The organism is Pseudomonas sp. SJZ078, from assembly GCF_007828255.1.
Taxonomy (GTDB): domain Bacteria; phylum Pseudomonadota; class Gammaproteobacteria; order Pseudomonadales; family Pseudomonadaceae; genus Aquipseudomonas.
This window is the reverse complement of record NZ_VIUG01000064.1, coordinates 1-10,001: the sequence shown is the minus strand read 5'-3', so window position 1 is coordinate 10,001 and position 10,001 is coordinate 1. Positions and strand designations below refer to the sequence as shown.

Sequence of the window (10,001 nt, the reverse complement as noted above, 5' to 3'; positions counted from 1 at the left end):
CTCACTCGAATAAGATTTACGCATATCCAAACACCTCAGATTTGGGCGCCATCATAGCGCCCGATTGAAGTGTCCAAAATCATTAGGCCAGTTCAAGCCCGCTCCCACAGGGACTGTGTTCAACTGAGGTTCAAGGCAGCAGCACCGCACGGCGCGCATCGCCGAGAATGTCGACGCCGTTGAGCACGAACTTCTGGGTGCGCACGTCGATGTCGATCACTGGAACGCCGTTTTCCAGGCGGTTGTAGGTACGGCACGACAGCTCAAGATTGGTCCTGGGCTTCTCGCCCATCTTCAGCGCGGTCTCTTCCAGGGATTTCAGCTTGCCGCCGACGGTGTGGTAGGTGAACCAGGTGTTGCCGTCCTGATCCTGGCCGGCTTCACGCACATTCAGCAGGATGTCGTCACCGACACTGACGCCCAGCGCCAGCATGATTTCCGGGCCGACACCTTGCAGGCTGAGCTTGGCGTTGAGGGCCTTGCCGCCCTTGGCCATTTCCTCGGTAATGAAGCGCCCGCCGCGCATTTCTTCCATGTCGAACTCGATCTTCGGCGGGGTGAACTCTTCCACGGTCGCCGACAACGGCAGGCCTTGCAGGGTGGCCGCGATGGCCTGTCTTACGCGGTTGGTAAACATTAGAGAACGTCCTCCAGGAACTGCTCGATGATTTCATCGCGGGCGTTGAGTTGATAAATCATGTGTTCGTTCGGCGCGTAGCGGCCGTAGTCGATCACCACGTACCAGGTGCCGTTCTTGTACTTCTCGACACTGTTGAGTTCCGGGTGCAGGTACACGCTGCCGCCCGGGATGGTTTCGTCGGCCACCAGGGTTTGCAGCCAGTCGTTGATGCGCTTGACCTCCTGGTCCATGAAGGACTTGGTCAGGTTCTTCGCCATGGCTTTCTGGCCGGCTTTCACCAGCTTGCGGCTGATGGCATCTTCCAGGCCGACGTAGCTGATGAACTTGCCGGTAATGGAGCGGTTGCCCAGCAGCGAGAAGCCGCCGAGGATGGTCCGGGCGTAGTAGCTGATGCCGTAGCGGTTGAGCAGGTCGCCTTCGGTGGAGGTGTCGAGGATGTTGTATTCCACGGTCCGCGAAACGTCCTCGGCATAGGTCACCTGGTTGCCCGGGCTCTCCCATTGCTTGACCTTGGCGAGGGCGGCGATGGCCAGGCTCGATGGGGCCAGGAAGACGTTTTTCTTCGCGGCCTTGGAGTACACCGCCGGCATGTTGTGCACCACCAGGCAACGGTCGAAACCGAGGTCGGCACCGCCCAACTCCTGGCTATAAGTCACTTGATCGGCAACCGCGACGTCCTTGCCATCAAGCACCACACGCGCCTTGATGCGCTTGCCGAACGAGGCGAACTCGCTGGCCACCGCCTTGGTGCCGGTGAAGCCCGGCGCGCCGATGATGGTCAGGTCTTCAGCAACGCCACTCAGGGCCGCCAGGCCCAACTTGCGACCAGTCTGCGCTTCGATGCCGCCGATGACGTTGTTCTGCGTATCGGCGGGGGTGGCGCCCTCTTCGACGATCACCACGTAGACCGGCACCTTGACCACTTTGAGGATCTGGAACACCGCGTGATACAGCGTACCGGCCTCAGTGCCGGTCGGATCGAGCAACGCCTGGGTGGTGAAACTGTTGATGCGGAACGGGGCATTGCGCGGAATCAGCGGATCGGCCTTCGGCGCGGTGCCGACCAACCCGATGACGTTGTCCCCCAGGCCACCCATGGCCTCGGGAGATTCGGTGGCATTGACGGTAATGCCGTTGTGCTCGAAGTTCAAAACCTCAGCCATGGTTATTCAGCCTTCTTGGTGGTGGCCTTTTTGGCCGGTTGGGATGTAGAGGCCGCATCGGCAACCTCGGTGTTTTTCAGCGCCAGGCGACCGGCGCTACGCAAGGCGCTGGCCTCGACGTCGAGCAGGTCGAGCTCCTGGCCGATGCTCGACCAATGGCCGCCTCCGGTGGGGAATGGAACGAGTACGGTGTAGGTTTGGCGTTGTGCCATTCGGGTTTCTCCAGATACGAGAAAGCCCCTTCGGGAAGGGGCTTTCAGGGTTTTGACGGATAAGAAAACGCCCCGTTTGTTCGGGGCGTTTATTGATTTTTCTGGCTGATCCATTCCGGCTTCGCCGGCCGATAATCTGTGGCTGGGAATCTTCCAGCGGCAGGCCAGTCGCGCAACAACTGACGCCAGACCAGCAACTCGCTGTATTGCTCGGCAATCAAGCTAGTAGGCAGTCCACTGTCGACCTCGTCACGATGGCGGGCTATCAACCATTCCATCCGGTTCAACTCACTGTCACGCCAAGCCCGCTCGCCTGCTTCCAATTGTTCCAAAGTAAGCGGTAGGGCAGAGGCCAATACAGGTCGCCCATCGCCATCTATTGCCAAGGCATGACCAGCCAGTACGCGATATTCACTTTCGCTCATCTCAATGCAGGTTTTCCCGATGGCATTGCCGTAAAGGGCGCCCGGGTAAAGCCCTAGAGTTTCAGGACAAAAGAAAAATTTACTCATGATCAATTCCCCAGTGCGAGGTAGAAGACATCACGGGCGCCGGCCCCTTCGTTGCCAGACGCCGAGTCAATACTGATAACGGCTTGGGCCAGTCCAGATGGTGCCGCTTGATAGGTTTCTCCGCCGTTGAGGAAATTCGTAGTGCGCCTGATCGCCAGAACGCCAAAAGAGGCATTAGGAAAAGCCATCGGTAACGTGACTGTTGCGGTGCCGCCATTGGCACCGTTTGTTGTTATCTGGGTCGTTGCCCATTGGATGATCAAACCACCAAGCCAAGAAGGGAAAGCCAGATAGCCGTTCGGCGCAACGAGAAGCGAAACGCCCCAGCGAAGTTTCTTCGGCGTCACAATAGTGGCGTCATCGATACCCACGTTGGTAAGCGACTGTGTTGCAATCTTCGCGGTACCTCGATTAGTTTCAGTCGCCTGCGCCGCCAGGGCCTGTAGCGCAGCGATATCGATGTTTCCCTGATTAATCGGTGCATTCCAAGCCTTGATGCACCACATAACCGACAAGTTGCGCGGCCGAGTGACACCCGTGCTACTGGATACCGGCAGCAGGGCAGACGCCGCGTTGTAGACAACATCAGCACCGGGATAATCAGCGGCTCCAAGCCCATCAAGGCCCAGGTCCGAACGAATAGTCGCGTCTGATCCTGTTGAATGCAGTCCAACCACTGCTGATGCTGCGCTAGTGGGGTCGAATGGAACAAGCGATCCCTTTTGAAAGCTCCCCAGCGTACGCCCCACATCCACGCCACGCTCATGATCCCAGCCACGAAGAAATTCGCCACGCGACTCAGGTAAGCGGAAATTACCGGCCCCCTCATCCCCCTTATTGAAGATAGTGCCAAGGAATGACGCTAAGTCAGGGTAAGCGGTGATGCTCTTTACGCTTCCATCCAGTTCCAAAAAACCGGGCGCCACTTTATCGACTGGAAATGCCACCACTACACCGACTGGCAGCGCTGAGGCCTGGGCAATCATCGACTCGATTTCTGGCTTCGTGTAAGTGTCCTTGATACCGAAACCTGCCAACGTTTCAGGATTGGACCCGCCAGTCGCACGACCATATTTATCGACTGTCAGACTTCTATAAGTGCCTGCCAAAATGCCTGTTCGACCAGCGAGCATTTCAAAACTCAGCGCGGTCGTGCCCAGCGCAATCGGACCGTTAGTAACCAGATGCCAAAGCGAATCGCCGTTCGCGATACCTTCCTCGACCATCACCATCAGACCTGGAGTCACCTTTGCGCTGGTGTTGGAATCAACCGAGCGCATCCACGCTCCACTGGCCACAACATAAATACCGTTTTCCTTAGCAGTCGTTTGGGCCGTCACCAGTACCCGCTGACCGGCCACCACAGCAATACCGTCGATCTGCTGCAAACCACTCAGAACGATATTTCCCGTGGTAGCCACCCGAACCGATTGCTTACCATCAAGTTTCGCCAACTCGTCAGCGAGGTAGCTCATCACCCAGGCCCGCGTCGCCTTGACCACCGTATCGTCAATCAGCAACGTCACCAATGCCGCATTACTGGTCTCGAAAATCGATCGGATATAAAACTCTTTCCCCGAACCAGACGTCGCCAACACCGGCTTGAACGACTCCGGATATTTGACAATCGCATACAGGACCCCAGTGTCGGTCCAGATCCCAGCCTCACGCACATACCAACCGCCTACTTCAGGCGGGATGGTCACTTCAGCCAGCAGCCAACTCGGATTCTTCTCATCCTGGAACAGCGCATTGAGCGGTCCGCGCCAGACTTCGCGCTTGAGCGCCGTGGCGGTTGCGGCCGGGTTGTAGACCGCGCCGCCGCCGTCGCCGACGGAAATCTGCGAGAGCTTGATGGGTGTGCCTGCTGCCTTGCAGGCGGTTTCGTAGGCGATGCCTGCATCGGTGAGCAGGGTGTAATAGTCAGCCATTCAGGCCCCCTGTGGATAAATGGTGGATGTTTCGACGGTGTAGAGCCCGGCGGCCATGAAGGCCTGTCCCGAGGCTTCCAGCCCTTTGATGACAATTGGATAAACCGTGGTCAGCTCGCCGCACAGCGTGGCGGCACCGATGACGTGGCGGCCGGATGCGCTCAAGCCGACTGAAACCTTCAAGGTGTCACGTTCGCTTTTGGCATCGGCCAGGCGCCGGTCAAGACGGGCGTCGATTTCTTCGCTGTAAGCCTGTTCGGTAAAAGCCCTGAAGGAAAAGCTGTAGGGCGAACCAACGGGCGTTTGCTCATACCAGGCGCGAACTTCGGGCGTCAGTTGCAACCCCTTGGCCGCGTTTTCCAACGCCTTGCGTGTCCCGGCCTGCCGTGCAGTGGGCCATGCGAGTTCAACGGTCAGACGCTTTTCAACCTCTGGGGCCGTGGTGCTCCACTCGTTGACCCCGCGATCCGCCGCGAGATACGGCAGGAATGTCGCGGGCGTGGCAGTCGGGTTCATCAGCTCGGGAAACGGCGGATCGATACGTTCGAGCAGCCGGGCGAAACCGATATCCAGCGCCCTTTCCAGCGCAGAACTGCTCACCGGTAGCAGGCTTGGGGTCGGGGTATCGTCACTCATAACGTGTCCACCTCGACCTCGACGCCCGTGCAATACGGCGCCTGGAACGCCGTGGTCACGATCGGCGCCAATGGTTCGAGAATCTCGAGTCGAACCGCACCGGCGCTGTGCAATGTGTAGTCGATCCAACTCGGATCGACCCGGCCTTCCAGGCGATGACACGCCTCGGCGTATGCCTGCAACTGCTGCTGCGCGGCGACCTTGGTCAACCCCGAATCCGGGCCGGCATTGATCTTCGCCACGACGCGAATCTTGTAGGGTTTGATCTGCGCGCCCTGGACGATGACCAGGTCGGTTTCCGGTCGTACATCGGGCCGGGCGAAATGTTGACGAACACCCTCGAGCAATGCCTCGGAGGGTGCGCCGTCACCCTCTCGGGCCAGCACCGTGACAGTGACCTCACCCGGTGCCGTGCGGCGTCCGTTGCCGTCCTTGACCTGCGCGGCGTGACCGTCCAGGTCGAAGGTGTAGGTGACCGTCACCACGCCCGCCGCAGCGTATTCCACCTTCACGGCAGGCCGCTCGCCGAGGGTGAATACCTCGCGGCGATACTGCATGCGGGAGCCGGCCGCCGGAGCGTGGGGCGCGAGGTAATAACGCAACCGGGCGTCATCGTCGCTCTCGTAGACCGGGGCGATGGGTGGGAACGCCGCCGGATCGCCCGGATCGAGCAACTGGCGTTCGAGCCCCATGTCGGCCAGGCGGGCATCGAGGTTACTGCCCGTGGCCCACCACGCCAGCATCTGCTTGATCCGGGCGTTGTATTTGCGTTCGTGGGTTTGCAGGCGCACGCAAAAGGCCTCGAGGGCCAGGGTCAGCAACTCGCTTTCGTTTTCCAGGCTGACCGCAAGCCTGGCCGCACTGTCGGGGGAGCGTGCACCGACGTACTCGACCACGAAAGTCTTGAACTCGGCCAGCAGATCCTCGAACGCGTCGACGGTGACAATGGCCGGTTCAGCCAATTGGTTCTGGCCGGGTATCAACATGCTCATGTCACCACCTCGAAAGTCTGTTTGCGGTTTTTCCAGGTGCCGGCGAAGCGCAGCAACAATCCGGCGCCTTGGCGGCTGGCGACGATGACTTGCGGCTCGAAGTCGCCGATGCCGTTGTGGGGGTTGTAGAAGGCTTGGGCTGCATGGCTCTGGGCAAGAATCAGCAGGTCATCGCCGAGGTTCTGCCCTAGCAGTTGCGTGAGTGCACAGCCATACAAAGGACGTTTCTGACGGGTGCCCAACGGTGTGGTGAGCGCCCGGGTGGCGCGCTGGACGAACTGCGGCCAGTCATCCACGGTGGCGCCGGTATTTCTGTCGATTCCAATCATGGGAAAACTCTTTATGCGGTGCTGATGACACGCCCCTGGTGATCCACCAACGGGCCGCTCAGGTGCACACCGGAAGCGTCGAGCCGGATGCCGACGGCACCCAGTTGCAGGTCGATGGCCTCAGCTGTCATCGCCAGCCGCGACGGGCCGATAGTCAATTCGAGGGATTCACGGGAACCGGTGAATGTCGCCGGGCCGTTTTTCCAGTGCAGGACATGACTGGCGTGGTCGTAGCCATTTTCCGAACCGTCCGGGTAAAGGCGACGGGTCAGCGTTGCCTGTGTCGAGACGGGAGGAAACTGACCGCCGTTGAGGCCGAACAACGCCACCGACTGCCCGCCGCCATCACCGCCGCCATGGTTCAGCAGCAGGCATTGCTCGCCCACGGAGGGAATCCGCGACTCGCTCTGGGCGCCGGCACTCGGATTGAAAAAGCGGATCGCCGGGGTCAGCAGCTCTCCATGGGCGACCTTGCAGGTGTTGGTGGCGGCATCAACTTCCTGGCAGACGCCGATGCGACAGAGATTGTCTGCGCGCCGGTACAAGTCTTCGAGCTCGGTTTCCATCCCGGCCAGACGCTCGATGATCGGCCCCAGATGCAGGCGTAGAAGTGCATCGAACATGGTTCAGCCCTCCAGTGCGGTGTATTGGTCCGGGTCGTCGATGTTCGACACTTCCCAGGTCCGGGCGAATTTCGGAATGCCCAGTGGGTCCTCCAGCAGCGTCGGACCGAGGTACAGGGTTTGTGTGAATGAGAGAGTCCAGGCGGTGTACGGCCGTGTCCCGCCGCTGAACACGGAGGCAACGCCCTCGATATCCGTGGGCCGGCTGCATTGCTCGGCTGACAGGTTCCAGCGGTTGTCGACGATCAGGCGTTTCAACTCACAGGCCAGATCGCAGGCCGTCAACCCCGTGCTGGGCGAAACGACTTGCATGGAAAACGTCAGGACATGGGCGATACGCCCGTCATTGGCCCGGTTACCTGACGTATCACGTTCGATAGCGATCAAGACCCAAGGCAGATCGCCGGTGTCATCAAAGTCCTGGAGACTCCCGACCTTCAAGCCGGGCAAGGTGGTACGCAGCGTCTCGGCAATGGCGGTAAACAGCTGCGAGGGTTTTTCGATGAGTGTGGGCATTGGATGGCCTCTTTCCTGTGGATCGGCGGCACCGGCTCACTGTTGATCGGGACGGGAATCCGGCGGTGGCACTTCACAAACGCCAATCCGCTTGGCGACCCAGCGTTCGTAGAGACCGATGGCCACATCGGCACCGGCCATGGCGGTCAGGCAACCCAGGGCGCAGGCGCTCCAGATCGACATGCCGAGGGCATACAACAGCATGGTCGCCGAGACGCCGCAGACCACACAGGCGCCGGAGCGCAGGACCACGCGCCGCAACAAAGGCCAGCCACGGGCACCCTCTTTATCGGCACGCCACATCTCGCCGGACACCCCGCCCACCAGGGCAAGCAGGATGACCAGCCAGATCGGCATGTCCAGCAACGCTTGTTGCTCGTTTGTCATTCACGCCTCCTGGGGGGTGATTGAGATTGGCAGGGAGATTTTTTTGAAACTGAACGAGGCATGGTCAGTGCAACCAACCAGTCGCTACTAACAGCCTGAAACAGAAAGCCCCAACGAACGCCATGGCTGAACAAGAGCACGTTCGAAGGGGCCTGAGAGATTTAAAGTTTGAACAGAGTCGGCATCACTTGGGTGCCCCGCAGGTCGCGCCCTGGTAAGTCATGGTGTAGGTGTAATGCCGGTCCCAAGGCAGCGGAAGCGCACTGGGTGCTGCCCACTCCGCGTAGTTGCCCGCCATCGAGCCAGTAGCGACGACTTTACCCATGGCAATGGTGGCGAGATTGTTGGCGCTTCCTGCTCCACTCATCGGCACGCTTCCATTCCATTGGAGGTCATCCCCATTCTGAAACCACGCGCCCTTCCAACCAGCCTGCGAGCTGGAGTACCAGGTATTGTCCGCTTTGAAACAGATCGTTTGGTTTGCATAAAAGCCACCACCCGGGACATGGTAGGAAGCGAACTTCCAGGAACCGACAGGCGAGGTTTCGGCGAACGCATGAAGCGTCTGGGTCGCCAGGATTGCTGCGACCAGTATGCTGGAAAGCCTTTTCATTAAATTTTCTCCTTGAGATATATAAACTTGGGGCAGGTCGATACAACCTTCTTCTGGATGATTCCCAGCCTCAATTTGTGATCAACATGTCGATCGTGCTTGAGTCGCACGAATAATTAGTTTTCTTATCCAGTACAAAATAGAGGGTCGAGGCCACGGTGACAGGTACATCGCCCAAGGAAAAAACAGCACCGGTACCTTTTGCCAGGCTACCGGACTGTAGAACCGTGTTGCCCTGATTGAGGGACCAGGCGACACCGTCACCACAAGCTGTATGGATACTGTTGATACGACCCAGAATGTTGACGGTTCCGGTGATAGGACTGGTCCAGCGGATGATGGTTTGGCTGTTCATGCCTGGGTGGAAAATAACGTTACCCGCAGGAACAGTAAAACTGCCGTTTCCGCTGTAGTTATACGTTTCTTTATGTACGGTCACATGCGCGCCAGACGGCACATCTTGCCAACAGGTGGCAGGTTTTCCGCCGCAGACATCGGCCGTGAACGAAGGCAGGAGAACGTAATTATCGGGGTTATTCACTCCCGATGTATTTTCCATAAATGCCCAGGGCGAGCTTGGCGACACACGCTCTTTTGCAAAAATCACATCTTTTGCCAAGTTCCAGGACATGGCAGTTTCTGCCCAGGCGTTGATGGACATACCTGAGAACAGCAACAACCCCAATACTGAAGCGATGGTAAATTTTTTCATGGTGATGACCTATTGAGTCGAGAGCTTGAATGGCTCTGCGTTAGTCGCAGATGTTGTCGCTCCATGGCGATTTACTCGAGGCTCAACGGCCTTCACATGATTCAACGTCCCGCATCGGGAACACTTGATCTGGAGTTCAGTGTCCTCGCCCATACGGGCCAGAAGTCGTTTGCAGCTACCGCATCTGAAATCCTTCAGCATTTGAAAGCCCTCCATTGGCGGCGGTGATGATTTGAAGCGCCTCACGGCGCAGGCATTCCAAAAAGCCCGGTCGCCCAGGCTTTTCAGTAATGCGCTTGATCTTTCGGCGCGACTGGCGCGGTACGGATCCATTCAAATTGTTCCTCCGGCCGCGGTCCCTGCCCGCCGGATAACTGCTTCTGGTGCTTTACGCTGCACACCCGGGCCAGTTGCCAACCCTCTGAACCGTTAAGGCCGGTTCATCGCTGCCTGTTGATGAAACTAAAGAGCGGTTGTTGCCAGCCACTTTGTCGAGCGGCTTGGACACAGAATATGCATGTATGCATATCAAGTCAATGCGTAAATGCATTTATTTATGCGCAGGAAATGCATCAGCGCATTCGCGCCCAGCAGGGACGAGGGGTGGCGCCCTTTTCGAGGGCGAAAAAAAACCCGCACATCGGCGTAATGCTGTTCACTTAAGCATTTGAGTCCAAGCCGGGCTTTCTAGAAAATCCGATACCAGTCCTCTGGTATCGGATTTTTTATGCCCAT

At 58.5% G+C, this 10,001-nt stretch carries 14 protein-coding genes; all 14 read right to left on the bottom strand.

Annotated features, from left to right (window positions below):
* Positions 1–130: 130 nt before the first annotated feature.
* Positions 131–637, bottom strand: a complete 507-nt coding sequence (locus FBY02_RS27665; protein ID WP_144931672.1) for a phage major tail tube protein — start codon at positions 635–637, stop codon at positions 131–133.
* Positions 637–1,803 (bottom strand): phage tail protein, encoded by a 1,167-nt coding sequence (locus FBY02_RS27660; protein ID WP_144931670.1) that lies wholly within the window; start codon positions 1,801–1,803, stop codon positions 637–639. Before FBY02_RS27660 ends, FBY02_RS27665 begins: the two co-directional genes overlap by 1 nt.
* Before the next feature lie 2 nt (positions 1,804–1,805).
* Complete coding sequence (locus FBY02_RS27655) at positions 1,806–2,015, bottom strand: hypothetical protein (protein ID WP_144931668.1); 210 nt, start codon at positions 2,013–2,015, stop codon at positions 1,806–1,808.
* Between the two features lie 89 nt (positions 2,016–2,104).
* Complete coding sequence (locus FBY02_RS27650; RefSeq protein ID WP_256662579.1) at positions 2,105–2,527, bottom strand: phage tail assembly chaperone; 423 nt, start codon at positions 2,525–2,527, stop codon at positions 2,105–2,107.
* Between the two features lie 2 nt (positions 2,528–2,529).
* Positions 2,530–4,458 carry a phage tail protein gene (locus tag FBY02_RS27645; protein ID WP_144931666.1) on the bottom strand — a complete coding sequence of 643 codons (1,929 nt, stop codon included), beginning with the start codon at positions 4,456–4,458 and terminating at the stop codon, positions 2,530–2,532.
* A complete protein-coding gene (locus FBY02_RS27640; RefSeq protein ID WP_144931664.1) occupies positions 4,459–5,094 on the bottom strand; it encodes a phage tail protein I in 636 nt (211 codons plus the stop codon).
* Positions 5,091–6,086 (bottom strand): baseplate J/gp47 family protein, encoded by a 996-nt coding sequence (locus tag FBY02_RS27635; RefSeq protein ID WP_144931662.1) that lies wholly within the window; start codon positions 6,084–6,086, stop codon positions 5,091–5,093. Before FBY02_RS27635 ends, FBY02_RS27640 begins: the two co-directional genes overlap by 4 nt.
* On the bottom strand, positions 6,083–6,415 hold the full coding sequence (locus FBY02_RS27630) for a phage baseplate protein (protein WP_024779051.1): 333 nt from the start codon (positions 6,413–6,415) through the stop codon (positions 6,083–6,085). Before FBY02_RS27630 ends, FBY02_RS27635 begins: the two co-directional genes overlap by 4 nt.
* 11 nt (positions 6,416–6,426) lie before the next feature.
* Positions 6,427–7,038: a phage baseplate assembly protein V gene (locus tag FBY02_RS27625; RefSeq protein ID WP_144931660.1), complete on the bottom strand. Its 612-nt coding sequence runs from the start codon at positions 7,036–7,038 to the stop codon at positions 6,427–6,429.
* 3 nt (positions 7,039–7,041) lie between these two features.
* Positions 7,042–7,554, bottom strand: a complete 513-nt coding sequence (locus FBY02_RS27620; RefSeq protein ID WP_144931658.1) for a hypothetical protein — start codon at positions 7,552–7,554, stop codon at positions 7,042–7,044.
* A gap of 36 nt (positions 7,555–7,590) precedes the next feature.
* Positions 7,591–7,941, bottom strand: a complete 351-nt coding sequence (locus tag FBY02_RS27615) for a phage holin family protein (RefSeq protein WP_144931656.1) — start codon at positions 7,939–7,941, stop codon at positions 7,591–7,593.
* Positions 7,942–8,125: 184 nt separating this feature from the next.
* Entirely contained in the window at positions 8,126–8,554 is a 429-nt protein-coding gene (locus tag FBY02_RS27610; protein ID WP_144931654.1) for a hypothetical protein, read from the bottom strand.
* Between the two features lie 70 nt (positions 8,555–8,624).
* Complete coding sequence (locus FBY02_RS27605) at positions 8,625–9,266, bottom strand: hypothetical protein (protein WP_144931652.1); 642 nt, start codon at positions 9,264–9,266, stop codon at positions 8,625–8,627.
* Between the two features lie 9 nt (positions 9,267–9,275).
* The gene (locus tag FBY02_RS27600) at positions 9,276–9,467 is read right to left on the bottom strand and encodes a Com family DNA-binding transcriptional regulator (RefSeq protein WP_256662580.1); all 192 of its coding nucleotides are present in this window, start codon (positions 9,465–9,467) and stop codon (positions 9,276–9,278) included.
* Between the last annotated feature and the right edge of the window lie 534 nt (positions 9,468–10,001).

Coding starts and splice junctions, on each gene's coding strand:
- FBY02_RS27665 (WP_144931672.1), bottom strand. CDS start 637: ATGTTTACCAACCGCGTAAGACAGGCCATCGCGGCCACCCTGCAAGGC.
- FBY02_RS27660 (WP_144931670.1), bottom strand. CDS start 1,803: ATGGCTGAGGTTTTGAACTTCGAGCACAACGGCATTACCGTCAATGCC.
- FBY02_RS27655 (WP_144931668.1), bottom strand. CDS start 2,015: ATGGCACAACGCCAAACCTACACCGTACTCGTTCCATTCCCCACCGGA.
- FBY02_RS27650 (WP_256662579.1), bottom strand. CDS start 2,527: ATGAGTAAATTTTTCTTTTGTCCTGAAACTCTAGGGCTTTACCCGGGC.
- FBY02_RS27645 (WP_144931666.1), bottom strand. CDS start 4,458: ATGGCTGACTATTACACCCTGCTCACCGATGCAGGCATCGCCTACGAA.
- FBY02_RS27640 (WP_144931664.1), bottom strand. CDS start 5,094: ATGAGTGACGATACCCCGACCCCAAGCCTGCTACCGGTGAGCAGTTCT.
- FBY02_RS27635 (WP_144931662.1), bottom strand. CDS start 6,086: ATGAGCATGTTGATACCCGGCCAGAACCAATTGGCTGAACCGGCCATT.
- FBY02_RS27630 (WP_024779051.1), bottom strand. CDS start 6,415: ATGATTGGAATCGACAGAAATACCGGCGCCACCGTGGATGACTGGCCG.
- FBY02_RS27625 (WP_144931660.1), bottom strand. CDS start 7,038: ATGTTCGATGCACTTCTACGCCTGCATCTGGGGCCGATCATCGAGCGT.
- FBY02_RS27620 (WP_144931658.1), bottom strand. CDS start 7,554: ATGCCCACACTCATCGAAAAACCCTCGCAGCTGTTTACCGCCATTGCC.
- FBY02_RS27615 (WP_144931656.1), bottom strand. CDS start 7,941: ATGACAAACGAGCAACAAGCGTTGCTGGACATGCCGATCTGGCTGGTC.
- FBY02_RS27610 (WP_144931654.1), bottom strand. CDS start 8,554: ATGAAAAGGCTTTCCAGCATACTGGTCGCAGCAATCCTGGCGACCCAG.
- FBY02_RS27605 (WP_144931652.1), bottom strand. CDS start 9,266: ATGAAAAAATTTACCATCGCTTCAGTATTGGGGTTGTTGCTGTTCTCA.
- FBY02_RS27600 (WP_256662580.1), bottom strand. CDS start 9,467: ATGCTGAAGGATTTCAGATGCGGTAGCTGCAAACGACTTCTGGCCCGT.